The sequence below is a fragment of the Allobosea sp. P2_B12 genome, assembly GCF_056404835.1.
Genome location: NZ_JBFUDG010000010.1, coordinates 25,580 through 52,128, shown reverse-complemented (window position 1 = coordinate 52,128; position 26,549 = coordinate 25,580). Strand labels below are relative to the sequence as shown.

Here is a 26,549-nt window from a genome sequence, read left to right as displayed (position 1 = left end):
CTTGACCCGACCATCTCGGAATCCAGTGTCTTCCCGTTGCGTCATGCTCGGGTCAAGCCCGAGCATGACGCCAAGTCTCTCACTCCCCCATTGCGATCAGGCTGGCATTGCCGCCGGCTGCTGCCGTGTTGATTGTCACCGTCTGCTCCGTGGCGAAGCGCATCAGGTAGTTCGGGCCGCCAGCCTTGGGGCCGGTGCCGGAGAGGCCGTGGCCGCCGAAGGGCTGCACGCCGACGACGGCTCCGATGATGTTGCGGTTGACATAAATATTGCCGGTCGAGAGCCCGCGCGTGACCTGCTCTACCGTCGTTTCGATGCGCGAATGCACGCCCAGCGTCAGGCCGTAGCCGGTTGCCTCGATGTCGTGGATGACCTTGTCCAACTGGCCGGACTTCCAGCGCACGACATGCAGGATCGGGCCGAAATGCTCCTGGGAAAGCTCGGCTACGCTGCCGAGCGAGACCAGATGCGGCGCGACGAAGGTGCCGCCGAGCGCCAGCGTCTCGCCGGCCCAGGCGAGGCGGCCGAGCTTGCGCATCGCCTCGACATGGCCGTCGAGCCGATGCTTGGCGGCAGCGTCGATGACCGGGCCGATATGGGTGTCGATCGCGCGCGGGTCGCCGAGCTTCAGCTCGCGGGCGGCGCCGGTGATCATCTCCAGCATCTTGTCGGCGACATCTTCCTGCACGACGAGCAGGCGCAAGGCCGAGCAGCGCTGCCCGGCCGAGCGGAAGGCCGACATCACGACATCGTCGGCGACCTGCTCAGCGAGCGCGGTCGCATCGACGATCATGGCGTTGAGCCCGCCCGTCTCGGCGATGAGCGGGACGATCGGGCCGTCCTTGGCGGCGAGCGCGCGGTTGATCGCACGCGCCGTCGCGGTCGAGCCAGTGAAGGCGACGCCGGCGACGTCCTTGTGGGCGACCAGCGCCGCGCCGAGCGTGCCGTCGCCGGGGACGAGATGAAGCGCCGAGACGGGCACGCCGGCCTCATGCAGCAGCCGGATCGTCTCGGCCGCGATCAGGGGCGTCTGGGGGGCAGGTTTGGCGACGATGCTGTTGCCGGCGACGAGCGCGGCTGCGATCTGGCCGGCGAAGATCGCGAGCGGGAAGTTCCAGGGCGCGATGCACAGGAACGGCCCGCGCCCGCGCAGGATCAGGCGATTGTCCTCGCCGGTCGGACCGGGCAGGGCGGTCGGCGTCGCGAATTTCGACTCGGCCTCGGCGGCGTAGTAGCGGCAGAAATCGACGGCCTCGCGGACCTCGGAGAGGGCATCGTCGAGCGTCTTGCCGGCCTCGGCCTGGAGCAAGGCGAGCAGCAGGCCGCGCCTCTGTTCCATCAGATCGGCGGCCTTACGCAGCGCGGCTGCGCGGGTGCGGGCGGGCGTCGCGTTCCAGGCGGGAAATCCGGCCTTCGCCGCCTGCATGGCGCGCTCGGCCAGTGTAGCATCGGCCTCGTGGACGCGGCCGATCACCGTGTCGTCGATCGGCGAGCGAACGTCGCGTGCGGTTCCGCCAGTCGCCTTGCCGTCGATGATCGGGCCGGCTTCGGGGAAGGGCTTGTCTGAGGCAGCGGCAATCTCCGCCAGAAGCGCATCGAGGCTCTCCGCATGGCCGAGTTCGACGCCGGCGGAGTTCTTCCGCGTCGGGCCGAAGAGATCGGCTGGGAGCGGAATCCGGCGATGCCGCGCGGCGCCGGCATTGCCGATGAGGTCGGCGGGCGGCACCAGAAGCTGCGCCACGGGCACGTCGGGGTCGCCGGAGACGCTGACGAAGGACGAGTTGGCGCCGTTCTCGAGCAGGCGGCGTACGAGATAGGCGAGCAGATCCTGATGCCCACCAACCGGCGCATAGGTGCGGCAAGCGAAGCCCTCGTTGCTGGCCAGCAGCTTCTCGTAGAGCGCTTCGCCCATGCCGTGGAGGCGCTGGAATTCGAAGCCTTCTGAACTCCCCGCCATCTCCGCCACCGTTGCAACCGTCTGGGCGTTGTGGGTAGCGAACTGGGGAATGATCCGGGGGCGCAAGGCCAGGAGCTGGGCGGCGCAGGCCTCGTAGTTCAGGTCGGTCATCGCCTTGCGGGTGAAGACCGGATAGTCCGCCAGCCCGCGCTCCTGGGCGCGCTTCAGCTCGGTATCCCAATAGGCGCCCTTGACGAGGCGCACCATCATGCGCCGGCCGTGGCTCTCGGCGAGCGCGCCGATATGGGCGATCACGGCCGAAGCGCGCTTCTGATAGGCCTGGATCGCCAGCCCGAAGCCGTCCCAACCGCTGAGCGATTGATCGGCGACGACGGCATCGATGATGTCGAGCGAGAGTTCGAGCCGGTCGGCCTCCTCGGCATCGATGGTGAAGTTGAGGTCATAGCCCTTGGCCTGCTGCGCCAGCTTGATCACCTTCGGCGTCAGTTCGGCCAGAACGCGCTCATGATTGGTCGCGTCATAGCGCGGATGCAGCGCCGAGAGCTTGACCGAGATGCCGGGCCGGTTCGGCAGCGGCTCGTTGCCGGCCGAGCGGCCGATGGCATCGATCGCGGCGGCATAGGAGGCGAAGTAGCGGTCGGCATCGGCTTGCGTGCGGGCGCCTTCGCCGAGCATGTCGAAAGAGTAGCGGTAGAGCTTGCCGCTCTTGGAGCCGGCGCGCTTCAGCGCCTCCTCGATGGTCTGGCCCAGCACGAAATGGTTGCCCATGACGCGCATTGCCTGGCGCGTCGCGGTGCGCACCGTGGGCACGCCGAGCCGCTTGGCCAGCCCGCCGATGATGCTGCTCGGGGTCTCGCCGGGCTGGATGACGCGCGCGGTGATGCCGAGCGCCCAGGCCGAGGCCGAGACCAGGAAGGCATCGGACTTCGATTCATGATGGGCGAAATCGCCCTGGCCGAGCTTGTCCTCGATCAGCCGGTCGGCGGTGGCGGCGTCGGGTACGCGTAGCAGCGCTTCGGCCAGCACCATCAGGGCCAACCCCTCGCGCGTCGAGAGCGAGTATTCCCGCAGCAATTCCTCGATGCCGCCGAACCCGACCTTGCGGGTGCGGATGGCGTCGATCAGTTCGGTCGCGCGCGCATCGATCCGCGCCTTCGCTGCCGGCTCCCGGCGGGCGCCGGCCAGCAGCCGTTCCGCGATCGCGCTGTCATCCTCGGCAAAGGGCGCTCGGAAGGCAGGCAGCGGCGAGGCGGGGGCGGCCATGACAGAGCTCCGAAAGGCGGTCGCGGGATGATCTGAAGCATCGTGCTTTCAATGCCGTGGATCAATTGGTCTATTGCGTGCGATAGCTTTATATCTTGCGGGAAGACGGCATTGTTTTAGCGATTGATCCCGTGCTCGACAGAACCGACCGCCGCATCCTCTCCTTGTTGCAATCCGACGGCCGGATCGCCGGTGTCGAGCTTGCCGACAAGGTCGGGCTGTCGCCGACGGCTGTGAGCGAACGACTCAAGCGCCTGACGCGCGAGGGCTACATCACGGGCTACCGGGCGACGCTCGATCCGCTTAAGCTCGGCCTCAACCTGCTCGTCTTCGTCGAGGTCTATCTCGACAAGACGACGCCCGATGCGTTCGAGCGTTTCGCCGCGGCGGTGAAGCGTGCGCCGGAGGTGCTGGAGTGCCATATGGTGGCCGGCGGCTTCGACTATCTGGTCAAGACCCGCGTCGCCGACATGAACGCCTATCGCCGCTTCCTCGGCGAGGTATTGCTGGCCCTTCCGGCCGTGCGCGAGACGCGGACCTATGCCGTGATGGAGGAGGTCAAGACAGACGGAGCACTGCCGCTGTAGGGCGTTGCTGCCGATCTTTTGTGCGTTCGCCGCTTTCAGGTGCCGCTTTCGACTTGACCTGTCGTGACGTTGCTCCAGTCTTGAAAGATGACGCTGCCCGGCATGGTGCTTGCTGGGGTGCCGTGCGTTTTTCGATATGTCAGTCCCGCCCGCCTGTCCGTCCGGAGCCAATGATGCCCAGCGTGTCCTCCCTCGTCGCGTTCCTGTCCCGGCGCGCTGTCCTGAGTACGGTGGCCGCAACGGCTCTGGCCGCCGGCCTGTGCGGCGCGCAGCCGGCGCAGGCGCAGACACCAGTCCGCTTCACGCTCGATTGGCGCTTCGAGGGGCCGGCCGCGCTGTTCCTGATGGCGTTCGAAAAGGGCTATTTCAAAGCCGAAGGCCTCGACGTCACCATCGACACCGGCAACGGTTCGCGTGAGGCGATCCCGCGCGTCGCCTCGGGCACCTATGATGTCGGCTTCGGCGATGTGAACTCGCTGATCCGCTTCCGCGACGAGAATCCTAGCATCGACCTCAAGGCCGTGATGATGGTCTATGACAGGCCGCCCTTCGCGATCGTCGGGCGCAAGAGCCGTGGCGTGACCGCGGATGTGAAGTCGCTCGAAGGCCGGAAGTTCGGCGCGCCGGCCGCGGATGCCGCCTTCGCGCAATGGCCGATCTTCAAGGCCGTCAACAAGCTCGACGACAGCAAGATCCGGCTGGAGAATGTCGGCTTCCCGGTGCGCGAGCCGATGCTGGCCTCGGGCGAGGTCGATGCGGTGTTCGGCTTCGCGCCGTCGTCCTACATCAACTTGAAATCGCGCGGCGTGCCGGTTGACGACATCGTCCTGATGCTGATGTCGGATTATGGCGTCGAGCTCTACGGCAATGTCGTGATGGTCTCGCCGAAATTCGCCGCCGAGAAGCCGGAGGCCGTGCGCGGCCTGCTGCGCGCCATCACCAAAAGCGTCAAGGATACCGTCGCCAATCCCGACCTCGGCGCCCAGCTCGTGATCAAGCGCAACGACGTCGCCAAGGTCGAGGTCGAGCTGGAGCGGCTCAAGATGACGCTCGAGCAGAACGTCATGACGCCTTGGGTGAAGGCCAACGGCTTCGGTGGCATCGACAAGGCGCGCTGGGACCGCGCGCTGGACCAGATCGGCCTGACCTTCAGCTTCAAGGACAAGGCCAAGGCTGGCGACGCTTTTACGGACGTGTTCCTGCCGGCCTCTGCCGAGCGGGTTTTCTGAGCCATTCAGCTCCGATTGCAGGACGTCATCCTGGACAAGCCGCGTAGCGGCGCAGATCCGGGATCCATCGAAGAGTGCTGCGCTCTACGATGGATCCCGGGACTTCGCTGCGCGAAGCCCGGGATGACGGCGTTTTGTTTGTGGAAAGGTTGCCTTGACCGCCTTCGTCGAACTTCATGATGTCACTCATGTCTATGGCGGCGGCGATGGCCCTCCGGCGGTAGAAGGGCTGTCACTGAAGGTCAAGGACGGTGAGTTCGTCGCGATCGTCGGTCCGTCGGGCTGCGGCAAGTCGACCCTGATGAAGCTCGCGACCGGGCTGCAGCGGGCGAAGTCGGGCACCGTGATCGTCGACGGGCGCGAGGTCGTCGAGCCGATCAAGATCACCGGCATGGCCTTCCAGAACCCGGTGATGCTGCCCTGGCGCACGACGCTGCAGAACCTGCTGCTGCCGCTGGAGATCGTGCAGCCCCATCGCTCGCGGCTGCGCGCCCACAAGGCCGAATATGTCGCGCGGGCCGAGATGCTGCTGGAGACGGTTGGCCTCAAGGGCATGGGCTCGAAATTTCCCTGGCAATTGTCCGGCGGCATGCAGCAGCGCGCCTCGCTGTGCCGCTCGCTGATCCATGAGCCGAAGCTCCTGATGCTGGACGAGCCGTTCGGGGCGCTCGATGCCTTCACGCGCGAGGAACTCTGGTGCGTGATCCGCGACCTGCATGCCCAACGCGGCGTCACGGTGATCCTGGTGACGCACGACCTGCGCGAGGCGGTGTTCCTGGCCGACCGGGTGTTCTGCATGTCGGCTCGGCCCGGCCGGATCATCGCCGAGCGGGAGATCGGCTTTGCCCGCCCGCGCGATCTCGACATCACCTACACGCCGGAATTCGCAGCCATCGTCCACGAATTGCGCGGGCATATCCGCGAGGCGAGGACGGTAGCATGAGGCAGCCCTTCCCCAACCTCGCCGTCATCCCGGACGCAGCGAAGCGGAGATCCGGGATCCATTCCGGAGCATGTGCAGGGGAGATTCCGGAATGGGTCCCGGGTCTCCCGTTGGTCGCCCGGGACGACGGCGCGGGTGTGAGTAAACGCGGAGGGGAGCGCCGATGACCCGCTCGACCTGGCTCCGGCTCGCGCCCTATCTGTTCACGCTCGGCTTCTTCGCGCTCTGGGAGATCGCCTGCCGGGCGCTGTCGATCTCCAGCTTCGTGCTGCCACCGCCTTCGGCGGTCTGGGGGGCGCTGGTGCAGTACCAGAAGCCGCTCTACACAAACGCCTTCCACACGCTCTGGATGACCTCGCTGGGCTTTGCGCTGTCGATCGTGTTCGGTCTGGCGCTGGGGCTTCTCGTCGGTTCGTCGAAGCTGATCTATGCTGGGCTGAACCCGCTGCTCGTCGGTTTCAACTCGATCCCGAAGGTCGCGGTGGTGCCGATTTTGGTCATCTGGTTCGGCGTAGGCTGGCTGCCGCCGGTGCTGACCGCCTTCGTGATCTCGTTCTTCCCGATCGTGGTCAATGTCGCGACGGGGCTGGCGACGATCGAGCCCGAGACCGAGGATGTGCTGAAGGCACTTGGCGCGAGCCGACTCGATATCATGACCAAGGTCGGCATTCCGCGGTCGCTGCCCTATCTGTTCGGCGCGCTGAAGGTCTCGATCACGCTGGCCTATGTCGGCTCGGTGATCGGCGAACAGAACGCCTCCAATCTCGGGCTGGGCAATCTGATCACCCGCGCCTCGGCCGATTTCAACGTGCCGCTGATCTTTGCGGCACTACTCGTGCTGGCGGTGCTCGGGGTGTTTCTGGTGGCGATCGTCGATGTCGTCGAGAGCCGGATGACGGGCTGGGCCAAACGCTCGCAACTCAGCAACGCCTAATCCGGCGATAGCCGGCTCAGACCATGCCGGTGCTCTTGAGCTGCTGATAGGCTTTCAGGATTTCCTGCAGCGTGCCCTCGCGCGAACGGTCGCCGCCATTCGCATCGGGGTGGAAGCGCTTCACCAGTTCCTTGTAGCGGGCCTTGATCGCGACGGGATCGGCATTCTCGTCGAGGCCGAGCGCCTCGAGCGCCTTGCGCGCGACGATGCCGACGCGCGGCTCCGGCTGCGCCGCCTGCTGGGCGCGCCTGCTGCCGAAAATGTTGAAGGCGTCCTGGACGTCGGGCTGTTCGCCGCCGCCCGCCACGCGGCCGCGCTGGGCCATGCGCGCGGCCTTGGAGTTGACGCCGAGCTTCCAGGTCGGCCGGTGGCCGATCGCGGCATCCTTGGCGTATTCGGCCAGCGCCTCGTCGTTCATACCGGCGAAATAATTGTAGGTCGCGTTGTAGGCCTTCACATGCTCCATGCAGAACAGGAAGAATTTGCCCTCGCGGCCCCGTCCCTGAGGCGCGCGGAATTCCCCGGGCCGCTTGCAGCCGGGATGGTCACATGAGGGCGCGCCGGAATCCTTGACCTCTTCTGCTACGGAAGGGCCGATCCTGATGCGGTCGAACAGGCGCGAGTTGAAGTTCATGGTCGAATGGTTATGAGACGCGGGATCGGAACCGGCAAGTGCGATGCAACATGCACGCATCTGCGCGGCGGGCAGGAGGCCGGGCGAAGCACGGCCTGACGAACGGATCATTTAGAACGGTGTCGCGATCATGACCGGAATGGCTGAACGGATCACCAACAAGCTGGAACTGGCACTTTCGCCTGAGCGCCTGAACGTGATCGACGAATCGCACCAGCATCAGGGTCATGGCGGCTGGCGGGAGGGTGGAGAAACCCATTTCAGGGTGGATATCGTGTCGGAGGCCTTCACCGGCAAGAGCAGGCTCGACCGTCACCGCCTCGTCAATGCGGCGCTGGCGGAGGAACTGGCCGACCGGGTTCACGCACTGGCGATCGTCACGCGGGCGCCGGGGGAGAGTTAGCCCCACAGCAGATGGCAAGCTGCCTTGGATGAAACAGCGTCATTCCGCCTTCGGCCGATCCGGCGTGAAGGCATAGACTGCCGCCGAGGCGAGCAGCAGTCCGGCGAAGATCCAATGCAGTTGGGCAAAGGTCGCTGCCGCGTCGAGCCCGGCGACGCGCTGGCCCGCGATGAACCAGCCCGAGCCCGACTGCGCCAGCGCGGCGCCCGCGATGAAGAGGAAGTTCACGGCGGTCATGCCACGCCCAAGCAGGTGCGCAGGGAAGAAGGCTCGCGCATGCGCCATCAGGATGGCGTAGGTGAAGCCGACCGCGCCGATCACGGCAAACAGCAAGATCGGCACGGCAGCGGAGGAAGCCCCGAAGCCGGCGAGCAGGGCGAAGGTCGCGGCAGTGCCGAGCGTGCCCCACAGCACCAGCGGCTTGACCCGTCCGAGCCATTTCTCCAGCCCGCCATAGATGAAGGCGCCTGCCACCATGGTCAGCGCCATGGCGGTCGCGGCATTGCCGGCTGCAACGGCGTCGAAGCCATGCACATCGGCCATGAACGGTGCGACCCAAAGTCCGCGCGCGGTCGCCAGGATGGCGTAGCCGGTGAGCGTGATCGGTGCGAGCAGCCAAAGCGGGCGCAGCTTCAGGATGCTGGCGAGGCCGGCGATCAGCCCCTCGGCCTTGCCCGATGCGCTTTCGGCCCGTGGCGGATCGCGGATCAGCAAACCGGCCAGAACCGTCGCGACGAGAAAACAGCTCGCCATCGCCAGCATCGAGGGGCGCCAGCCATAACGCGCGGCGGCGATGGCGAGCGGCGCGGCCCCGACCAGATTGCCGAGCGAGCCGAGGCCAATGAAGACCGAGGTCAGGAAGGCGAAGCGCGCGGGCGCCGCCGTCCGGGCGAAGAGGAACAGGCTCGCCATGAAGATCGGCGCGCAGCCGATCCCGATCAGCGCCATCGCCAGCGTGCCGGTCAAGGCTCCCGTCGCGTTGGCGAACAGGAAGGCCCCGGCGCTGCCGATCGTCATCGTCGCGGTCACGGTGCGGCGCGGGCCGAGCCGGTCCAGCGCCCAGCCGATCGGGAACTGCGACACGGCGAAGGTCGTGAACCAGGCCGCTCCGAGCAGCCCGAACTCGCGCGGGCCGATCGAAAGATCGCTCATCACCGGGTTGGCGATGACGCTCAGGAACGAACGGTAGAAGATCGAGAGGAAATAGGCGGGCAGCAGCGCAAGGAAAACGGTCAAAGGCAGATCAGTCGATTGGCTGGCGGGCGGATCACTTGATCCGCTCGAGCACCGAGACGTAGTTGGCCACGGCCGAGCCGCCCATGTTGAAGATGCCGCCGAGGCGGGCGTCCTCGAGCTGCATGCCCTCTGGCGCCTCGCCGACGAGCTGCATGGCACTCAGCACATGCATCGAGACGCCCGTGGCGCCGATCGGGTGTCCCTTGGCCTTGAGGCCGCCGGAGACGTTGACCGGAAGCTTGCCGTCCTTCTGGGTCCAGCCTTCCATGATGGCGCGGGCGCCGTCGCCTTCCTTCGTCAGCCCCATCGCCTCGTATTCGAGCAGCTCGGCGATGGTGAAGCAGTCATGCGTCTCGACGAAGGACAGATCCTCCAGCGTGACGCCAGCTTGGGCGAGGGCTTTCTGCCAGGCAAGCGCACCGCCTTCGAACTTCAGAATGTCGCGCTTCGAGACCGGCAGGAAATCCTGGACATGGGCCATGCCGCGGAAGCCCACGGCGCGGCGCATGGTCAGCGCTGTCTCCGCGTCGGCGAGAACGATCGCGGCGGCGCCGTCCGAGACGAGCGAGCAGTCGGTGCGCTTCAGCGGGCCGGCGACATAGGGGTTCTTCTCGCTCTCTTCGCGGCAGAAGGTGTAGCCGAGGTCCTTGCGCATCTGGGCGTAAGGGTTGTCCACGCCGTTCTTGTGGTTCTTGGCCGCGATCATCGCGAGCGCGTCCGACTGGTCGCCATGGCGCTGGAAATAGGCGGCGGCGATCCCGCCGAAAACGCCGGCGAAGCCACCCTGCGTCGCGCCTTCCTCCGGGAGATAGGAGGCCTTGAGCAGGTTCTTGCCGATCTCTGGCCCGGGCGTGGTCGTCATCTGCTCGACGCCGACGACGAGGACGATCTTGGCGGCGCCCGCCTTGATGGCGCGCACGCCCTGATGCACGGCGGCCGAGCCGGTGGCGCAGGCATTCTCGACGCGGGTCGCCGGCTTGAAGCGCAGCGCCGGGTCGGCCTGGAGCACGAGCGAGGCGGTGAAGTCCTGGGCGGAGAAGCCGGCGTTGAAATGGCCGAGCACGATTTCGTCGACCTGGTCGGCGGTGATGCCGGCATCGATCAGAGCGTCGGTCGTCACGCGGACGATGAGGCTCTCGATGGTTTCCGCATCCTGCTTGCCGAACGGCGTATGGGCCCAACCGACGATTGCAGCGCTCATGGCGTTTTCTCCGATGCCGATTTCGAGATTATCCGGCTTTAGCCTCTAATTGCGCTTGCGGGCTCCGCCTCGCAAGCAGGCAGTCATGCATTCCGGTCGTGCATGGAAAGAGGGACCATGATGCGGACCGCGGCGCTCACAGCGCCGTCGTCAGCAACAGCCCCACGCCGCCGACGATCAGCGCCATGCCAGCCATCTCCCGCCGGCTCGTCCCTTCCGCGAAGATGCGGCGCGAGGCGATTTGCGCCAGCGGCACCTCTATCAGCGCCAGAGTGCGGACATTGGCCGCGCTCGTCAGCGAGAAGCCGACGAACCAGCATTGCGACGCGGCGGCCCCAAGAAATCCGGCCGAGAGCGACTTGCGCCAGTTGCGCAGGCTCAAAACCAGCGCCGCCCGGTTGGCGAGGAGCATGTAGAGCGTCAGGACCAGCGTCTGCAGGAACAGGCCCAGCGCCAGGATGGTGGTCGCGCGGAGGAAAAAGCCACCTTCCGGCAAGGCCTGGATTCCGCCGCGATAGCCGATCGCCGAGAACGCGAAGAACGCGCCCGCGCCGACACCAAGCATGGCCGGGCCCAGGCCCGCCCGGCTGAGCTTCTCGCCGGGCTTCCAGGACACCATGACGACGCCGATGGTGGCGAGCACGATCGCTGCGAATTTGGCCAGCGTCAGCGCATCGCCCAGCAGCAGCGCGCCGAAGATCGCGACCTGGACGGGCTCGGTCTTGGTGTAGGCGGTGGCGACGGCGAAGGAACGATCGCGCATCGCCGCCAGCATCAGCGCCGTCGCCGCGATCTGGGTGAGCGCGCCCCAGAGCGTATAGGCGAATGTCCTGGCGTCGATCTCGGGGGGCAGGCGGCCGGCGACGAGGCAGACGATGACGAGAAACAGCAGGGCGAAGGGCAGCCCGAAGAGGAAGCGCACCTGCGTCGCGCCGACGACGCCGATGATCTGGGTTAGCGAGCGCTGGGTCAGGTTGCGCGCCGTCTGAAGCAGCGAGGCGGCGATGGTCGCGGGAATCCAGAGGAGGGCGAGGCTCACGCGGCGGTTCCGGTCGATAAAAGGGCGGTATCGGCTTGTGAACTGGCTTGTGAACCCTTGCCCGCGACTAGGCAAATCGCTCCGCTGAGGGTAGGTATGCGTTCATGGGCGGGCCACGCTTTTCCGGCCGTCTCGAAAATGCCGCACGCGTCGCGTTGAACCCCTGCGCCTTCAACCCTCGTCAAGACAGGTTCAAGACCGCCCGATGCAAGACCGCCAGATGACCGCTTCCCGCCTTACCGCCGCCTTCGTCTTCGGGCTGGCCCTGATCGGCCCGGCCTCCGCCGGCACCAGCCTCGTGATCGACGCCGCCAGCGGCGCCGTGCTCTCCAGCGAGAATGCGAGCCAGCCCTGGCATCCGGCCTCAACGACCAAGATGATGACGGCCTATCTCGCGCTGAAGGCGGTGCGGGAAGGCCGGATCGGTTTGGAGACCGCGATCCCCGCCTCGAAGCGGGCCGCCGCTCAGCCCCGGGTCAAGGTCTATATCAAGGCCGGGCAGGAGATCACGCTCGACAACGCGCTGCGCATCATGATGGTGAAGTCTGCCAACGACATCGCCTATGTCATCGCCGAGGGCGTCGGCGGCAATGTCGAGAGCTTCGTCGGAATGATGAACGCCGAGGCCGCACGGCTCGGCATGCGCGACAGCCATTTCACCAACCCCAATGGCTGGCACGATCCGGAGCAGCAGGTCAGCGCGCGCGACCTCGCCATCCTCGCGATGGCGCTGATGCGGGATTTTCCGGATTATTCGGATTACTGGAACACGGCTGCCGTCCAGCTCGGCAGGCAGGTTCTGAACAACACCAACGGGCTCGTCGGCCGCTATTCCGGCATCGGCGGCATGAAGACCGGCTTCGTCTGCGCCTCCGGCTTCAATGTCGTCGCCACCGCGACGCGCGGTGGGCGCACCCTGATCGCGGTCGTGCTCGGCGCGCTGTCGGGCACGGAGCGCACGATCAAGGCGGCGCAACTGCTTGATGACGGCTTCGGCAAATGGGGCGGTATGGGCTACACGGTTGCGTCACTGCCCTCGCAGGGCGGGCGCGCCTCCAGCATCTGCGGCGATGTCCAGCGCAAGGGCGGCGGCGTGGCTCTCGCCGATGATGCCGACAGCTCGGGCCCGATCGCTGCCCAGGCGCCGAACATCGGCGGCAATGCCGAGGATGGCGGGCGCTTCGCCACCGCGTCCGCTGCGAGCTATTCCGGCACCTCCGTGCTGACACGCTTGCCTTCGGGCCGGGTCTCGCTTGGGCCCCGCGCTGAGACGATGCCGGTTCCGGTCGCCTTCGGTCGCTCGCCGGGCTCTGCGTCGGCGCCGCTGGCGGCCAATGCCGTGGGCGGGACCGACAGCCGCGTCGCACGCGGCACCACGCCCGTCATCGCACCGTCCGCGCCCGTTGCGGCAGGGTTGTTCGGCAGCCAGACCGGCGGGCTCTTCGCCGATCGTGGGCGCACCCTGTCCGGCAATGGCGGTATTCCGGGCTCGACCTCGGCCTTCGCTCCGACCGAACCCGAGACGGCGCAGCCTGCCGGCCAAGGCGGACCCTTGCGTCTCCAGGGTGCGATCCAGCCCGGCGCCGCTACCTCGGCGAGCCTACGCCCCGGCGCGGCCGCGGGCATCAAGCCTGCTGCGCGTCCGCCGGCCAAGCCGCTCCTGGTGAAGCCCTCGCCCAAGGCCGAGGCGGCGACGACCGCGGCCAAGCCGGCTCCGAACAAACCCGCACAGGCGGTGGCCAAGCCATCACCCGCCAAGCCGCAGGTCAAGGCCAAGACCAAGCCCAACGACGACGCCTGAGCGTCGTTCGTTGACCCTCGTTCCCGGCGAGGCCGCCCAGCGGCGGGGCATGCTGCTGGCGCTGGCCGCGGCCGGCGCCTACGGCACCAATATCGTCAGCGCCCAGATCGCCGGCCAGGCTGGGCTCAACGGTCCGCTGCTCGTGTTCTACCGCGTCTTCATCATGCTCGCGCTGGTCGGCGCGGCTGTGGCGATCTGGCGGACATCGCTGGCGGTGCCACGGGCCGAGCGGCGCGCGCTGCTGCTGTTCGGCATCACCAGCGCGCTGGTCGGCTCGGCCTATCTGTCCTCGGTCGCCTTCCTGCCCGTCACGGTCGCGGCCGTGGTGTTCTTCACCTATCCCGTCCTGATCGTCCTGGCCGAGCCCTTGGTCACACGCTCGCGCTTTCGGCCCGAGCGGCTGGCGGCTGCCTGTGTCGCCTTCATCGGTGTCGCGATGGTGGTGGGGCCGGACATGCATGGGCTCGATCCGCGCGGGCTGATGCTGGCCGTCGTCGCCAGCCTTTGCGCCGCGACGCAGTTCTTCGCCGGCGCGGCACTGCCCAGCACGCCGCTGGCCGCACGGCTATTCTGGTCGCATCTGCTGATCCTGCCGGTCACGGCTGCGATCCTCAGCCTGACCGGCGGCTTCCTGCCCCCCGGCGCCTTCGCCCTTGCCCCCGTCGCCGCGGCGGTCACCATCGGCGGCTATCTGCTGGGCTTTCTGCTGCAGGTGATCGCGCTGACCCGGATCTCGCCCGGCGCGGCTGGCCTTGCCTTCTGCGCCGAGCCGGTCTGCGCGGTGCTGATCGCGGCGGTGGTGTTGGGCGAACGGCTCGGGCCGCTGCAATATGCGGGATGCGCCCTTGTCGTCGCGGCGCTGGTGATTAATGTAACACTAGAACATGTGCGGCGCTCCCCGGCGTCGGCTTGACGCAGAGCGTGACGACCATGACCAGCCAGCAGACTCGGCCGGAGCCGCTTCCCCTGACGCTGCTGACGGGCTTCCTCGGCGCCGGCAAGACGACGCTGCTGAACCGGCTGCTGAAGGATCCGGCGCTGGCGCAGACCGTGGTCATCGTCAACGAGTTCGGCGAGGTCGGCCTCGACCATGTCCTGATGCAGGGTCTCGAGGACGGCATGATCCTGCTGGAATCGGGCTGCCTGTGCTGCACGATCCGCGACGATCTCATCGTGACGCTGGAAGATCTGCTGCGGCGGCGCGACAATGGCCGGATCAGCCCGTTCTCCCGCGTCGTGATCGAGACCACCGGCCTCGCCGACCCGGCGCCAATCCTCAACGTGCTGATCAACCACCCCTATCTGGCGATGCGCTTCCGGCTCGACGGCGTGGTGACGCTGGTCGATGCGGTCAACGCCATGGCGACGCTCGACGCGCATGAGGAGGCGCGCAAGCAGGTCGTGGCGGCCGATCGCCTCGTGCTGACCAAGGCCGATCTGGTGTCGAGCTTCGCCGAGATCGCCCCGCTGCGGCAGCGGCTGGCCTGGCTCAATCCGGGCGTTGCCCTGCTGGGTCCCGAAGCGGCGGCGCGCTCGCTGTTTGGCGCCGGGCTCTACGATCTGGCGCAGCGCCCGGCCGAGATCGGGCAATGGCTGGCACGCGAGACCCTGCCGGGCGGTGGTCACGAACATCACGGCCATGATCACCATCATCACGGCCATGATCATGGACATGGTGACCATTATGATCACGGCCACGCCCATCACGATGTGAATCGCCATGATGCCAGCATCCGCGCCTTCGCCCTGACGGCGGATGCGCCGATCCAGCAGGCGACGGTGGACCTATTCTGGACGCTGCTGCGCTCGGTCCATGGGCCCAAGCTGTTGCGCATGAAGGGGCTGGTGCAGGTGGCGGAACATCCCGACCGGCCGCTGCTGCTGCATGCCGTGCAGCAGATCCTGCATCCGCCGGTCATCCTCGACGCCTGGCCCGATGCCGACCGGCGCTCGCGCCTCGTGCTGATCGTCAAGGATATCGACGAGGCCGTCGTGCAGCGGCTCTGGGCGGCTTTCCTGGGGCAGGTCCAGGGTGGCGCGGCCCGGGAGACCGCCACGGCCTGAGACGGCCGCGCTGGCCCCGTTCTTGAAGCCAACCCTGCGACCGATCGAGGTTTGCGTTGTGGCTCGCCAATTTGGCACAGCCTCGCGCCAGATCGGTCCAGCGCAGCGTTGGGCAGGGTCGGATGAACCAGATCATGGCTTTGAAGGGCGCGCCGTCCGGTAGCGCCAGCGGTGCCGGTATCGAGGCAGGCTACGCCCCGGCGCAGCAGCCAGCCGGTGCGATCACGATCGAGATCCGCACGCTCGCCGGCTGCGCCGACATCGTTGATGCCTGGAGCCACCTCGTCGCTCGCGCGCTGGAGCCGAACCCGTTCTTCGAGCCCGGTTTTGCGCTCGCGGCCGCGCAGCACCTCGTCGCCTTCCGTGATGTGGTTGCGATCCTCGCCTGGCAGGGTGGGGCGACGGAGGCAAGACGGCGGCTCGTTGGCCTCATTCCGTGCTTTCCCCGACAGGGTCTGTTCGTGCCCGACGCACTGATCGGCTTCTCGGACCGGCGCATCTTCAATGGCGCGCCGCTGCTCGACCGGCAGCAGGCGCAGGCGGTCATCGCAGCCGTGCTCGATCCCGGCCTCCAGCGGCTGATCGAGGGCCGGGGGCTGGTGCTGCGGCGTGTCGATCTGGCCGGGCCGCTGGTCTCGACCCTGCGCCAGGAGACGCAGCGACAGGGCCTCACAGTGAGCGTGCGCCCTGCGTTGTCGGCGATGGAAGCGATCGCGCCGGCGGACTCCATCGAGGCCGCGCGCGAGGCGCTGGCGCTGAAAGGCGAGCTGACACTGGTCGAGACCCGGACGCAGTCGGGATTGCGCGATGCCGTCGAGATCATCCTGGCGATGGAGGCGTCCGGCCCGCGCGCGCAGGCCGGCGCTGCGACGCTGCAGGACACGCGCGAGGTCGGCTTCCTCCGGGCGATGACGCGTGGCTTGAGCCGGGTGCGACAATGCCGGGTCGCGCTGCTGATGCTCGACGGGCAGCCCATCGCGGGCGCGATCGTGATCGGCCGGGGCGCTCGCGGCTGGCTTTATCTCGGTGCCCAGGAGCAGGCCCATGCGGCGCTTGGGCCGCAACGCGTCCTGCTCGCGATGATGCGGCAGGCGGCGCCGTCGCGGACGATCCTGCAGCCTGGCGGCCTGGCGGCCAGCGGAACGGATGCCGTCTCGCTCGGCGACCTGCACCTGTCGCATGGCCTTGCGCAGAAGCCCCGCGATCTCGCCGGCCGCGCCCGGGCGGCGCTGCGCCGCTCCCTGTTCAGGCTTCCGCGCGCAGGAGCCGCCTGATGATCTTGCCCGTGGTCGTCAGCGGCAGTTCCTCGCGGAAGGCGATCTCACGCGGATATTCATGGGCAGAGAGCCGCCGCCGCACGAAGCCCTGAAGCTCGGCGGCAAGTTCCGGCGTCCCGGCATGACCGGGTTTCAGCACGACGAAGGCCTTGACGATCTCGGTGCGTAAGCCGTCCGGCTTGCCGACCACGGCGGCGAGCGATACGGCCTCGTGCCGCAGCAGGCAATCCTCGATCTCGCCCGGGCCAATGCGATAGCCCGAGGAGGTGATGACGTCGTCGTCGCGGCCGACGAAGCGGACATAGCCGTCCTCGTCCTGCACCGCCTGGTCGCCGGTCTTCATCCAGTCGCCAATGAACTTGTCTTCCGTCGCCTGCGGGTTGTTCCAATATCCGAGGAACATCACCGGGTCGGGCCGGCGCACGGCGATCTCGCCCTCCTCGCCGACATCGCAGACCGTGCCGTCCGGCCTGATGACCGCGACCTCGTGGCCCGGCACCGCCTTGCCGATGAAGCCCGGGCGGCTGATGCCGATCCGCGCGCAGGAGGCGAGCACGAGATTGCACTCGGTCTGGCCATAGGCCTCGTTGATGGTGAGGCCGAGCGCCTCGTGGCCCCAGGCCAGCGTCTCGGCTCCCAGCGCCTCGCCCGCAGCCGCAACCGTGCGCAGATCGAAGGCGAAGCGCTCGCGCGGGCGCTCGACGCTGCGCAGCATCCGCAGCGCGGTCGGCGGCACGAAAGCGTTGCGGATCCCAAGGTCCGCCATCAGGCGGAAGGCCTCCTCCGGCTCGAAACGCGTCACCGGGCGCGCTACCACCGCGACGCCGAAATGCAGGGCCGGCAGCAGCATGTTGAGCAGGCCGCCGGCCCAGGCCCAGTCGGCCGGCGTCCAGGCGAGATCGCCCGGCTGCGGCATGAACTCATGCGGCATCTGCACGCCCGGCAGATGGCCGGGCAGGACGCGGTGGCCATGCAGCGCGCCCTTGGGGTTGCCTGTCGTGCCCGAGGTGTAGATCATCAGCGCCGGGTCGTCGGGGCTGGTGTCGACGGCGGTGAAATCGGGGCTCGCCTCTGCGAGAAGAGCATCCCAGCCCAGCGCGTCGCGATCGGCGCCATCCGTCGCGATCGTCAGGGCGAGATCCGGCAAAGGCTCGGCGATCTGCCGTGTCTTGGCGAGGCCAGCTGCATCCGTCACCAGCACATTGGCGCCTGAATCGTTCAACCGATAGGCCAGCGCATCGACGCCGAACAGTGCCGCCAACGGTACCGCGATGGCGCCGAGCTTGTAGGCGGCGAGATGGGCGGTGAGCACGTGGCGACCCTGCGGGAGCAGGATCGCGATGCGGTCGCCGCGCGCGACGCCCCTCGCCCGCAACGCATTCGCCAGCCGGTTCGAGGCGTCGCGGAGATGGCCGAAGCTGACCGGCGAGACCTGCCAGTCGCTGGAGACCTCGATGATCGCGGTGCGGTCCGGATCGAGCGCAGCCCAGCGGTCGCAGACATCGGTTGCGATGTTGTAGCGCTGCGGAATTTGCCAGCGGAAGCCGGCGCGCAGCGCCTCGTAGTCGCGGAATTCGAGAGGGATCAAGCGGGGTATCCACGAAAGGGAGCGGCAAAATAGGCAGGCGCGGCCGGCCTGTCACCGTGACGCAGGGCAAGCGCGATCACAGCTGGTATCGGCTAGGGACGGCCCTTCGCCGCGAGCCCTGCGACATCGGCGATGATGCCGTCGAGCTCAAAGTTCTTCGGGGTGTAGACGGCCGCCACGCCCATGTTGCGCAGCGCGTTCTCGTCGTCGGGCGGGATGATGCCGCCGACCACGACCGGCACGTCCATCCCTGCAACCCGCAGCCGCGCCGTGACGTCGCGGACCAGCGGCAGATGCGAGCCCGACAGGATCGACAGCCCGATGATGTCGGCTTGCGTCTCCTGCGCCTGCGCCACGATCTCCTCGGGCGTCTGACGGATGCCGCCATAGCTCACCGCCATGCCGGCATCGCGGGCGCGCACCGCGATCTGCTCGGCGCCGTTCGAATGACCGTCGAGGCCGGGCTTGCCGACGAGGAAGCGCGGCACGCGGCCGAGCTTTTCGGTGGCACGGGCGACGGCGGCCTTGACCGTGGCGAGGTCGGAATTGTCGCCGAGCTTGCTGGTGTCGACGCCGGTCGGGGCGCGGTATTCGCCGAAGATTTCGCGGAGCGTCTGCGCCCATTCGCCGGTGGTGACCCCGGCCTTGGCGCAGGCGATCGAGGCCGGCATGACGTTGCGGGCTTCCTTCGCTGCGGAGGCGAGTTCGGCGAGGGCCGCTTCCGACGCCTTGGCGTCGCGGGCCGAGCGCCAGGCCTTGAGCCGGCCGATCGCCTCCAACTCGACGGAATCCGGCACGGTGACGACATTGCCTTCGCCGGCCGAGAGCGGGGAGGGCTCGCTATTGGTGAATTTGTTGACGCCGATGACGATCTGCTCGCCGCGCTCGATCGCCTCGATCCGGCGGGCGCCGTTCTCGACCAGCGCCTGCTTCATATAGCCGGTCTCGATCGCGGCCAGGGCCCCGCCCATGTCGTCGATCCGGGCCAGCTCCTCCAGCGCGGCCGCCTTGAGGTCGGCGACCTTGGCGTCGATCACGGTCGAGCCGTCGAAGATGTCGCCGAATTCGAGCAAATCGGTCTCATAGGCCAGCACCTGCTGCATACGCAGCGACCATTGCTGGTCGAAGGGGCGCGGCAGGCCGAGCGCCTCGTTCCAGGCCGGAAGCTGCACCGCCCGGGCGCGGGCCTTCTTCGAGAGCGTCACCGCCAGCATCTCGATCAGGATGCGGTAGACGTTGTTCTCGGGCTGCGGCTCGGTCAGCCCCAGCGAATTGACCTGCACGCCATAGCGGAAACGCCTCATCGCGTCGTCGGCAACGCCATAGCGGCCAAGCGTGATCTCGTCCCAGAGCTCGACGAAAGCCCGCATCTTGCAGAGCTCGGTGACGAAGCGCATGCCGGCATTGACGAAGAAGGAGATGCGCCCGACGACGTCGGGAAATTCCTCCGCCGAAACCTCCGGCCGCGCCCGGATGGAATCGAGCAGGGCGATGGCGGTCGCCAGCGCGAAGGACAATTCCTGTACCGGCGAGGCTCCCGCCTCCTGCAGATGGTAGGAACAGACATTCGTCGGGTTCCATTTCGGCAGTTCGCGGGCCGTGAACACGACGATATCGGTGGTCAGCGCCATTGAGGGGCGCGGCGGGAAGACATAGGTGCCGCGCGACAGGTATTCCTTGACGAGGTCGTTCTGGGTGGTGCCCTGCAACAGGTGGCGGGGCGCACCCTGCTCGTCTGCGACCGCGATGTAGAGCGAGAGCAGCCAGGCCGCCGTCGCGTTGATCGTCATCGAGGTGTTCATCTGCGACAGCGGAATGTCGGCGAACAGCGCCCGCATGTCGCCGAGATGGCTGACGGGCACGCCGACCTTGCCGACCTCGCCGCGCGCCAGGACATGGTCGGGGTCGTAGCCGGTCTGCGTCGGCAGGTCGAAGGCGACCGAGAGGCCGGTCTGCCCCTTGGCGAGGTTGTTGCGATAGAGCCGGTTAGATTCCGAGGCGTCGGAATGGCCCGCATAGGTGCGGAAGATCCAAGGCTTGTCGCGAGGAATTGGCTTGTCGCGGGGCGCAGATATGCTGCCGGCGGGGTCGATCGCGTTCATGCCGTTCCACCCTCTTTTCAGAGCAATCTCAATGTTGCACTGCGGCGAGAATAACGCCAGAGGGGCGGGCCTGTCGTTTGAGACCTTCGGATGAGCGCAAGGCCTTCCGATAGCGATCGAGCCGGCCTCAGCCGCGCCAGGGCACGCCGAAGGTCAGCGTCATCGGCAGTTCCGTGGTGGCTCCGGGCGGGAGAAGGATCACACCGGCGCGCTTGTCGAGCGGCTCGTCGGGGTCCGGCGGCGAAGGCAGGCCGTGCCAGGGCTCGATGCAGATGTAGGGGCCGTTCGGCTTGGTCCAGACGCCAAGATGGGGCATGTCGGGAAAGTCGACCGCGACGCCGGGCAAGCCATCCGCGCCATACCAGGCGTGGTGGCCGGCACCTTCAGCGATGATCAGCGCATCCTCGACGAAGAGCGCATGGTCGAGCGTCAGAACGCCATCTTCAAAGACGGAAGCGTGGCTTTGCGGCGCGCGCTGGCCATCGGCTCCGAGGCGCAGATGCCGGGGGCTCACGCCATTGCCCAGGCGGATGCGGTGCGGCAGGCCACTGGCGCCCGGCAGCGGCCACAGGAAGGCCGGGTGATAGCCGAAACAGAAGGGCATCTCCGCGTCGCCGGTGTTGGCGATGCGGGCGGTCAGGGTCAGCGCCGACCCAATGAGCCGGTAGGTCATGTCGAGCGCGAAGGCGAAGGGATAGGCCTGCCGGGTCTCGTCATTGTCGCTCAGCCGCAGCGTGCAGGAGGTGTCGTCCTGTGCAATGAGCGTGAACAGGCTGGTCCGGGCGACGCCGTGGCTCTTGATCGGATAGCGCTTGCCTGAGATCAGAACCTTACCGTCCGGATGCTTGCCGATCACGGGAAAGAGCAGCGGCGAGCGCCCGGCCCAGATCGCCGGATCGCCGTTCCAGAGCCAGTCCCGGCCTTTTGAATCGGTGACGGATTGCAGTTCCGCGCCGAGCGTCGCGATCGCGATGTGCAGCGCGTCATTGGCCAGTGTGATCATTGATCCCATCAGTTCAGCTTGACGATTTCGACCCGGCGGTTCCTGGTCCGACCCTCTTCCGCCTCGTTGGGCGCTGCCGGTGCTATCATGCCGGCTCCGGCGGCGCGCAGTCTCCTTGCATCGACCTTGTGGGTCGTCACGAGCGCCTTGACGACCGCATCCGCGCGCTTGCGCGACAGCTCGACATTGTAGTCGAAGCTGCCCTGGTTGTCGGTGTGCCCGACGATCAGCACGGAGAGTTTGGGGTTGGCCTTGAGCAGCGCCGCGATCTCGACAAGCGCCGGATCGGACGCAGGCTTGAGCTCGGCCTTGTCGGTGTCGAAGAGGATGCCGTAAAGCGCGATGCGGCCTGTGGCATTGATGCTGCGGGCCATCTCCTCGGCCTTGACGGTGACCATCTTGCGGTCGCGCGGGCGCGGTTCGACGACATGGACGACGGCAACAGTGCGGTTGTTGAAAGCCTTGCAGTAGAGGTCGTTCTTAACCTGATAGGTCTGGACTGTGACATAGGCCTCGCCATCGGGGTGGGGCATTTTGGCTGCGAAGAAGCGCTGATCGCCAATGGAGGAGGCCAGGGCGCAGGCCCCGTTCGAAAACGCCTCGTCCTTCAGTTCGCTCTCGCGCAGGAAATACATCAGCAGGCTGGAATCGCCGCCGCCTCCGGCCGAGGACCGCTCGGGATCGCCGCCGCAGGCCTCGCCCTTGCAGGCAAACAGCACAACGCCGCCAGCCGCCTCGACCTCGTCCTGGTAGTTGCGCAGCACCTCCAGCGGCGAACGCTCGGCGGGCAGCAGATAGGCCAGACGGCTGCGGGCGCCCTCCAGCTCCTTTTCCTGCTTCGGCAGATGGACGACATTGTTGGAGGCATCGCGGCGCTTGTCGGGATCGACCGGCTCGAGCCGCGACAGCGGTAGCTTGAAGTCGGTGAAGGCGGCGCGGTCATAGCTGACGATGAAAGAGCCGTCATAGCGCTTCAGCAGCGCATTATCCCGGGCCCCGGCGATATCGCGGGTCGGGATCGTGGCGTCGGCCAGCGCGCCGGTCATGGCTGCAAGCGAGAGGAGGCCGGCGACGATCAGGCGATTCATGGCAGGCTTCCGATGACGTTGCGACAGGACACTCCGATGCTTCGGGCGCCAAGGCAAGGTCGTCGTGACCGTGAGTCGGGCGCGACGCCGCGCTCAGTTCCCCGTGCCCGGCAGGCGCGGCAGCGGCAGGAATTCGACGCCTTCCTCATGCAGCATCCGCGCATCATCCAGCGACGCCTCGCCATAGATCGGCCGGCTGTCGCTTTCGCCGTGATGGATCTTCAGCGCCTCGTCAGCGAAGCGCGGGCCGACATGCTCGGCATTGGCCGTGACATGGGCGTGAAGCGCGGTGACCATTTCGCGGAAGGCGATTTCCTTCTCGCCCATCAGGGCGACGGGCGCGGGCGCGGCTGCTGTCGGGGCCGGCTCGGCGGAGACGGCCTGCGCCTCGATCTGTCTGGCGCCGCGATCGGTGCGCGCGACATTGGGCGCCATGATCGCGCGCTCGACCTTGATGCTGTTGCAGGCCGGGCAGGAGACGAAGCCGCGCTTCGCCTGCTCCTCGAAGCTGGCCGATGTCGGGAACCAGCTTTCGAAGCCGTGGCCGTTGTCGCAGATGAGGGCGTAGCGGATCATGTCATGCCAATCGGCGCGGCGCCGTTCCAGAGGGAATGGCTGCCGGTCGCCGAATATGGGAGGGCGTTCAAGCGGCGAGCAGCTTGTCGAGTTCGCCGCGGGCATCGAGCGCGTGGATGTCGTCGGAGCCACCGACATGCTTGTCGCCGATGAAGATCTGCGGCACCGAGGTTCGGCCTCCGGCGCGCGCGGTCATCGCCTGCCGGAGCTCGGGCTTGCCGTCGACGTCGATCTCGTCGAAGGCGACGCCCTTCCTGGTCAGCAGCGACTTAGCCGCCTTGCAGTAGGGGCACCAGGAGGTGGTGTAGATGGTGACGGCGGGCATCGCGGCATCCGGAATGTTGCTGTTCCCGCAATGTAGTGTCTCGTCATGCATTCGTCACGACCCGTCGGTCACGACGCGCGCAAAGGTGAGAATGTCGACCTCGCTGGCGCCGGCTCGCAGCAAGGCACGGGCGGCGGCATTGGCGGTCGAGCCGGTGGTCAGGACATCGTCGACCAGCAGGATGCGACGGCCCTCGACCTGCGATTTCGCGTCGGGATGCACCTTGAAGGCGCCCTGAAGATTATCGGCGCGCTGGGCCCGCGTCAGCCCGACCTGCTGACGCGTGCGCTTGACCCGCGACAGCGCCATCGGCGCCAGCGGGACGCCCGATTGCCGCGCGACGACCTGCGCCAGCGCGGCGGCCTGGTTGAAGCGCCGGCTCCAGAGCCGCGTGCGATGCAACGGCACGGGGACGATCAGGCCGGCGTCGCAGGTGAGGTCCCGCCCTGCCTGAGCCATCATGCGGCCCAGCGTCAAAGCGAGATCGGTGCGGTCGCCATATTTCAGGCGGTGGACCAGTTCCCGCGCCGTGCCGTCGAAGCGGCAGACGGCCCGCGCCCGGGCGAAGACCGGCGGATCGGCGATCGCGGCGGGCGAGACCAGCCCCTCGCCGAGATCCACAGCGAAAGGCGTTCCGAGCCGCTCGCAATAGGGCCGCTCGATGAAGCCGATGCCGCTCCAGCAGGACGGGCAAAGCGCCTGCGCCTCGCCGGTCGCGGCCTGGCAGGCGATGCAGGAGGGCGGGTAGACGATGCCGATGGCGGTTCGCATGGAACGGCGCAGCAGCGCCGCGCCCTGCCGGACGGCTGCGCGGGGCCAGGAGGCGGAGATGGTTTTCTGCGTGCCGGCGCCATCGGAGAGATCGTTTCTCTCCGGATCGCCTGACAGCCAGAGGAGGCCATCCTGTTTTGGCGGGATGGGTTGCGCCACCCTGTCATATCGCACTGCAACACCTATCTGGAAGATGCCGGGCGGCTGCGCTTATGCTGACGCCCGCAGCCGCTTCTCCGCCGCTTCGCCATCACCTGGTCTTGCGGTTCCCCCGAAGGACAATCCCGATGAGTTCATCCTCAGAGTCCGTACCGGCGCTGTTCACGCCGTTCCAGATCGGCGACATCGCCGTCAGCAACCGCGTCGTCATGGCGCCGCTGACGCGCAACCGCGCCACCCATGGCAATGATGCGCCCAACACGCTCAATGTCGAGTATTATCGCCAGCGTGCCGGCGCCGGCCTGATCATCTCCGAGGCCACGCAGATCTCGCAGCAGGGCCAAGGCTATGTCTGGACGCCGGGCATGTACACGGCCGAGCAGGTCAAGGGCTGGAAGGCGGTCACCGACGCTGTGCATCAGGCCGGCGGCAAGATCGTCGCGCAGCTCTGGCATGTCGGCCGCATCAGCCATGTCTCGCTGCAACCAGACGGGCAGGCGCCGGTCGCGCCCTCCGCGATCCCGGCCAAGGGCAAGACCTATATCGAGAGCGGCTTCGCCGAGGTCTCGCCGCCGCGCGCGCTGCGGCTCGAGGAACTGCCCGGCATCGTCGCCGACTATGTCCGCGCGGCCGAGAACGCCAAGGCGGCCGGCTTCGACGGCATCGAGATCCACGGCGCCAATGGCTATCTGCTCGACCAGTTCCTGCGCGACGGCACCAACACGCGCGACGACGCCTATGGCGGCTCGATCGAGAACCGCGTCCGGCTGACGCTGGAGGTGGTAGACGCCGTGACGAAGGTGTTCGGCAAGGGCCGGGTCGGCATCAGGCTTTCCCCGGTGACGCCGGCCAACGACGCCAGCGACAGCGATCCGCAGCCGCTGTTCAACCATCTCGTCGCCAAGCTGGACGAGGCCGGCATCGCCTTCATCCATGTGATCGAAGGCGCGACGGGCGGCAAACGCGACTTCCTGCCCTTCGACTACGACGCCCTGCGCAAGGTCTTTAAGGGCGCCTATATCGCCAATAACGGCTTCGACCGGGCACTGGCGATCGAGGCGGTCGAGAGCGGCCGTGTCGATGCCGTTGCCTTCGGCAAGCTGTTCATCGCCAATCCCGACCTGGTCGAGCGCCTGCGGGTCGATGCGCCACTCAATGCGCCCGAGCCGTCGCTGTTCTATGGCGGCGACGAGAAGGGCTATACCGACTACCCGTTCCTGACCGACAAGGCCGCCTGAGGCTGGCAGCACCGAAAGGGCGCGCCCGGAGCGCGCCCTTTGGAATTTCGCGGGCTCGCTGCAAAAACAGTTGCGGGCCGGCCGAAGCCCGATTAAACAGCAGCCCTCGGCCAGCGCTGTCACGGTGCTGACCGGGTATCCTGCCGTTTGGAGCGCCTGGCGCGAAACGGTCTATGCTCCATTCGTCTATCGGTTAGGACGCTGGCCTCTCACGCCGGAAAGAGCGGTTCGATTCCGCTATGGAGCGCCACGCTTCGCTAAGTGCCGAAGCGGGCTGAATCTTCAGCAACATCAATCTACCTGCTCAGAACATCGCGGCATCAACGCCTCCGGCGGGTCATTCCCAGAGTTCCGTTCTGTTGTCTTGCATCGCCTTCGTTTGAAAATCGCAATGCATTCTCGGGCCGCTGCTCAGGTCGCGTGTGCCCGTTTCCCGATGGCGGACGTCTTGCGCTGCTCAGCGGCGATGAGCATCTCCGCGAAGGCGGTGACCTTCGGTGGCCGGAACCGCGCCGCGGGATAGACGGTGTGAATGCCGCCGGACGGCAGTTGCCATTCTCGAAGGACGTGGACGAGGCGCCCGGATGCCACGTCGTCCGCGACCAGAAAATCCGGCAGGACCGACAGCCCGCCACCGGGGCCTCAGCTCAAGGAAAACGGTCCGCAGGCGCTGACCGACATCGTCATGCCCGAGGCGTTCGACGGCAAGACACTGAGCGTCGATGGCGAGACCGTGGAGATTGTGCCGGCCGAAGGGCTTCCCAACCGGCGCTATCTCTTCGTGCCATCGCTGAACGCGGTGTTCGGCGGGGTGATGATCTTCGCGGGCGTCCATGTCTGGACCGCCGACACGCCGACCAAGGAGCAGCGTACCGCCTGGGTCGCGACGCTCGACGCCATCGCGGCGCGCAAGCCGTCGATTGTCGTGGCCGGCCATATGGCGCCGAACGTCCCGACGGATCTCTCGGGAGTGGCATACACCAAGGCCTATCTCGCGGCCTTCGAGGAAGAGCTGGTCAAGGCCAAGGACTCGGCCGCGCTCAAGGCCGCGCTGCTGGCGCGCTTCCCCAATCTGGGCATGGGCGTCGCGCTCGACATCGGTTCCAAGGTTGCGACCGGCGAGATGAAGTGGGGCTAGCCGCCATGCCCGTAGCCGGATGGCGGCCGACT

The 26,549-nt window shown here is 67.3% G+C and carries 22 protein-coding genes, 1 tRNA gene and 2 pseudogenes; 12 read left to right on the top strand and 13 right to left on the bottom strand.

Annotation, left to right across the window (positions count from 1 at the left end; all coding sequences use genetic code 11):
- Window positions 1-79 precede the first annotated feature (79 nt).
- A complete protein-coding gene (gene putA, locus AC1DYU_RS20680; RefSeq protein ID WP_476793258.1) occupies window positions 80-3,181 on the bottom strand; it encodes a bifunctional proline dehydrogenase/L-glutamate gamma-semialdehyde dehydrogenase PutA in 3,102 nt (1,033 codons plus the stop codon).
- 131 nt (window positions 3,182-3,312) lie between these two features.
- Here putA and AC1DYU_RS20675 point away from each other — a divergent pair, with 131 nt between their 5' ends.
- The 4 genes from AC1DYU_RS20675 to AC1DYU_RS20660 all read left to right on the top strand — a co-directional run bounded on the left by AC1DYU_RS20675 (window position 3,313) and on the right by AC1DYU_RS20660 (window position 6,874).
- On the top strand, window positions 3,313-3,768 hold the full coding sequence (locus AC1DYU_RS20675) for an Lrp/AsnC ligand binding domain-containing protein (protein WP_158483316.1): 456 nt from the start codon (window positions 3,313-3,315) through the stop codon (window positions 3,766-3,768).
- A 173-nt stretch (window positions 3,769-3,941) separates the two neighbouring features.
- Complete coding sequence (locus AC1DYU_RS20670) at window positions 3,942-4,997, top strand: ABC transporter substrate-binding protein (RefSeq protein WP_476793257.1); 1,056 nt, start codon at window positions 3,942-3,944, stop codon at window positions 4,995-4,997.
- A 154-nt stretch (window positions 4,998-5,151) separates the two neighbouring features.
- A complete protein-coding gene (locus tag AC1DYU_RS20665) occupies window positions 5,152-5,940 on the top strand; it encodes an ABC transporter ATP-binding protein (RefSeq protein ID WP_476793256.1) in 789 nt (262 codons plus the stop codon).
- Window positions 5,941-6,103: 163 nt separating this feature from the next.
- Window positions 6,104-6,874, top strand: a complete 771-nt coding sequence (locus AC1DYU_RS20660; RefSeq protein WP_476793255.1) for an ABC transporter permease — start codon at window positions 6,104-6,106, stop codon at window positions 6,872-6,874.
- A 16-nt stretch (window positions 6,875-6,890) separates the two neighbouring features.
- Here AC1DYU_RS20660 and AC1DYU_RS20655 read toward each other — a convergent pair whose 3' ends face one another.
- Complete coding sequence (locus tag AC1DYU_RS20655) at window positions 6,891-7,508, bottom strand: DnaJ domain-containing protein (RefSeq protein WP_158483312.1); 618 nt, start codon at window positions 7,506-7,508, stop codon at window positions 6,891-6,893.
- A gap of 130 nt (window positions 7,509-7,638) precedes the next feature.
- On the opposite strand from AC1DYU_RS20655, the gene AC1DYU_RS20650 reads away from it, so the two are divergent.
- Window positions 7,639-7,911 (top strand): BolA family protein, encoded by a 273-nt coding sequence (locus AC1DYU_RS20650; RefSeq protein ID WP_476793254.1) that lies wholly within the window; start codon window positions 7,639-7,641, stop codon window positions 7,909-7,911.
- A 39-nt stretch (window positions 7,912-7,950) separates the two neighbouring features.
- On the opposite strand, the gene AC1DYU_RS20645 is transcribed toward AC1DYU_RS20650, so the two are convergent.
- The 3 genes from AC1DYU_RS20645 to AC1DYU_RS20635 form a co-directional block, all read right to left on the bottom strand.
- On the bottom strand, window positions 7,951-9,147 hold the full coding sequence (locus tag AC1DYU_RS20645; RefSeq protein ID WP_476793253.1) for an MFS transporter: 1,197 nt from the start codon (window positions 9,145-9,147) through the stop codon (window positions 7,951-7,953).
- Between the two features lie 31 nt (window positions 9,148-9,178).
- Complete coding sequence (locus AC1DYU_RS20640; RefSeq protein ID WP_158483309.1) at window positions 9,179-10,348, bottom strand: acetyl-CoA acetyltransferase; 1,170 nt, start codon at window positions 10,346-10,348, stop codon at window positions 9,179-9,181.
- A gap of 136 nt (window positions 10,349-10,484) precedes the next feature.
- A complete protein-coding gene (locus AC1DYU_RS20635; RefSeq protein WP_476793252.1) occupies window positions 10,485-11,387 on the bottom strand; it encodes an EamA family transporter in 903 nt (300 codons plus the stop codon).
- Window positions 11,388-11,607: 220 nt separating this feature from the next.
- Between AC1DYU_RS20635 and AC1DYU_RS20630 the strand changes: the two genes are divergently transcribed.
- The 4 genes from AC1DYU_RS20630 to AC1DYU_RS20615 all read left to right on the top strand — a co-directional run bounded on the left by AC1DYU_RS20630 (window position 11,608) and on the right by AC1DYU_RS20615 (window position 16,526).
- The gene (locus tag AC1DYU_RS20630) at window positions 11,608-13,188 is read left to right on the top strand and encodes a D-alanyl-D-alanine carboxypeptidase family protein (protein WP_476793251.1); all 1,581 of its coding nucleotides are present in this window, start codon (window positions 11,608-11,610) and stop codon (window positions 13,186-13,188) included.
- A 10-nt stretch (window positions 13,189-13,198) separates the two neighbouring features.
- Window positions 13,199-14,101, top strand: coding sequence for a DMT family transporter (locus AC1DYU_RS20625; RefSeq protein ID WP_476793250.1), 903 nt, complete (start codon window positions 13,199-13,201; stop codon window positions 14,099-14,101).
- Window positions 14,102-14,118: 17 nt separating this feature from the next.
- The gene (locus tag AC1DYU_RS20620; RefSeq protein WP_476793249.1) at window positions 14,119-15,252 is read left to right on the top strand and encodes a CobW family GTP-binding protein; all 1,134 of its coding nucleotides are present in this window, start codon (window positions 14,119-14,121) and stop codon (window positions 15,250-15,252) included.
- A 122-nt stretch (window positions 15,253-15,374) separates the two neighbouring features.
- Window positions 15,375-16,526, top strand: a complete 1,152-nt coding sequence (locus AC1DYU_RS20615; protein ID WP_476793248.1) for a GNAT family N-acetyltransferase — start codon at window positions 15,375-15,377, stop codon at window positions 16,524-16,526.
- Here the strand turns inward: AC1DYU_RS20615 and AC1DYU_RS20610 are convergent.
- From AC1DYU_RS20610 to AC1DYU_RS20580, 7 genes are all read right to left on the bottom strand, one after another.
- The gene (locus tag AC1DYU_RS20610; RefSeq protein WP_476793366.1) at window positions 16,498-18,114 is read right to left on the bottom strand and encodes an AMP-binding protein; all 1,617 of its coding nucleotides are present in this window, start codon (window positions 18,112-18,114) and stop codon (window positions 16,498-16,500) included. The two genes, AC1DYU_RS20615 and AC1DYU_RS20610, sit on opposite strands and share 29 nt — an antisense overlap.
- A 95-nt stretch (window positions 18,115-18,209) precedes the next feature.
- Entirely contained in the window at window positions 18,210-20,219 is a 2,010-nt protein-coding gene (locus AC1DYU_RS20605; RefSeq protein WP_476793247.1) for a methylmalonyl-CoA mutase family protein, read from the bottom strand.
- Between the two features lie 127 nt (window positions 20,220-20,346).
- Window positions 20,347-21,231 carry an aldose 1-epimerase family protein gene (locus tag AC1DYU_RS20600; RefSeq protein WP_476793246.1) on the bottom strand — a complete coding sequence of 295 codons (885 nt, stop codon included), beginning with the start codon at window positions 21,229-21,231 and terminating at the stop codon, window positions 20,347-20,349.
- Window positions 21,231-22,310: an OmpA family protein gene (locus AC1DYU_RS20595; protein WP_476793245.1), complete on the bottom strand. Its 1,080-nt coding sequence runs from the start codon at window positions 22,308-22,310 to the stop codon at window positions 21,231-21,233. Before AC1DYU_RS20595 ends, AC1DYU_RS20600 begins: the two co-directional genes overlap by 1 nt.
- A 93-nt stretch (window positions 22,311-22,403) precedes the next feature.
- The gene (locus tag AC1DYU_RS20590) at window positions 22,404-22,886 is read right to left on the bottom strand and encodes a DUF1178 family protein (RefSeq protein WP_476793244.1); all 483 of its coding nucleotides are present in this window, start codon (window positions 22,884-22,886) and stop codon (window positions 22,404-22,406) included.
- A gap of 67 nt (window positions 22,887-22,953) precedes the next feature.
- Window positions 22,954-23,211: a glutaredoxin 3 gene (gene grxC, locus AC1DYU_RS20585; RefSeq protein WP_476793243.1), complete on the bottom strand. Its 258-nt coding sequence runs from the start codon at window positions 23,209-23,211 to the stop codon at window positions 22,954-22,956.
- A gap of 54 nt (window positions 23,212-23,265) precedes the next feature.
- Window positions 23,266-23,982, bottom strand: a complete 717-nt coding sequence (locus tag AC1DYU_RS20580; RefSeq protein WP_476793365.1) for a ComF family protein — start codon at window positions 23,980-23,982, stop codon at window positions 23,266-23,268.
- A 287-nt stretch (window positions 23,983-24,269) separates the two neighbouring features.
- On the opposite strand from AC1DYU_RS20580, the gene AC1DYU_RS20575 reads away from it, so the two are divergent.
- Both AC1DYU_RS20575 and AC1DYU_RS20570 read left to right on the top strand, forming a co-directional pair.
- A complete protein-coding gene (locus tag AC1DYU_RS20575) occupies window positions 24,270-25,379 on the top strand; it encodes an alkene reductase (protein WP_476793242.1) in 1,110 nt (369 codons plus the stop codon).
- A 175-nt stretch (window positions 25,380-25,554) separates the two neighbouring features.
- Window positions 25,555-25,629: transfer RNA gene (locus AC1DYU_RS20570), tRNA-Glu, on the top strand.
- 161 nt (window positions 25,630-25,790) lie between these two features.
- Here AC1DYU_RS20570 and AC1DYU_RS20565 read toward each other — a convergent pair.
- Window positions 25,791-26,015: pseudogene (locus tag AC1DYU_RS20565) on the bottom strand (LysR substrate-binding domain-containing protein); the annotation flags it as partial.
- 1 nt (window position 26,016) lies between these two features.
- Here AC1DYU_RS20565 and AC1DYU_RS20560 point away from each other — a divergent pair.
- Window positions 26,017-26,517, top strand: a pseudogene (locus AC1DYU_RS20560) (MBL fold metallo-hydrolase); the annotation flags it as partial.
- Window positions 26,518-26,549: the final 32 nt, after the last annotated feature.

Coding starts and splice junctions, on each gene's coding strand:
- AC1DYU_RS20580 (WP_476793365.1), bottom strand. CDS start 23,982: ATGCGAACCGCCATCGGCATCGTCTACCCGCCCTCCTGCATCGCCTGC.
- AC1DYU_RS20655 (WP_158483312.1), bottom strand. CDS start 7,508: ATGAACTTCAACTCGCGCCTGTTCGACCGCATCAGGATCGGCCCTTCC.
- AC1DYU_RS20600 (WP_476793246.1), bottom strand. CDS start 21,231: ATGGGATCAATGATCACACTGGCCAATGACGCGCTGCACATCGCGATC.
- putA (WP_476793258.1), bottom strand. CDS start 3,181: ATGGCCGCCCCCGCCTCGCCGCTGCCTGCCTTCCGAGCGCCCTTTGCC.
- AC1DYU_RS20595 (WP_476793245.1), bottom strand. CDS start 22,310: ATGAATCGCCTGATCGTCGCCGGCCTCCTCTCGCTTGCAGCCATGACC.
- grxC (WP_476793243.1), bottom strand. CDS start 23,211: ATGCCCGCCGTCACCATCTACACCACCTCCTGGTGCCCCTACTGCAAG.
- AC1DYU_RS20590 (WP_476793244.1), bottom strand. CDS start 22,886: ATGATCCGCTACGCCCTCATCTGCGACAACGGCCACGGCTTCGAAAGC.
- AC1DYU_RS20605 (WP_476793247.1), bottom strand. CDS start 20,219: ATGAACGCGATCGACCCCGCCGGCAGCATATCTGCGCCCCGCGACAAG.
- AC1DYU_RS20660 (WP_476793255.1), top strand. CDS start 6,104: ATGACCCGCTCGACCTGGCTCCGGCTCGCGCCCTATCTGTTCACGCTC.
- AC1DYU_RS20615 (WP_476793248.1), top strand. CDS start 15,375: ATGAACCAGATCATGGCTTTGAAGGGCGCGCCGTCCGGTAGCGCCAGC.
- AC1DYU_RS20630 (WP_476793251.1), top strand. CDS start 11,608: ATGACCGCTTCCCGCCTTACCGCCGCCTTCGTCTTCGGGCTGGCCCTG.
- AC1DYU_RS20620 (WP_476793249.1), top strand. CDS start 14,119: ATGACCAGCCAGCAGACTCGGCCGGAGCCGCTTCCCCTGACGCTGCTG.
- AC1DYU_RS20575 (WP_476793242.1), top strand. CDS start 24,270: ATGAGTTCATCCTCAGAGTCCGTACCGGCGCTGTTCACGCCGTTCCAG.
- AC1DYU_RS20650 (WP_476793254.1), top strand. CDS start 7,639: ATGACCGGAATGGCTGAACGGATCACCAACAAGCTGGAACTGGCACTT.
- AC1DYU_RS20670 (WP_476793257.1), top strand. CDS start 3,942: ATGCCCAGCGTGTCCTCCCTCGTCGCGTTCCTGTCCCGGCGCGCTGTC.
- AC1DYU_RS20640 (WP_158483309.1), bottom strand. CDS start 10,348: ATGAGCGCTGCAATCGTCGGTTGGGCCCATACGCCGTTCGGCAAGCAG.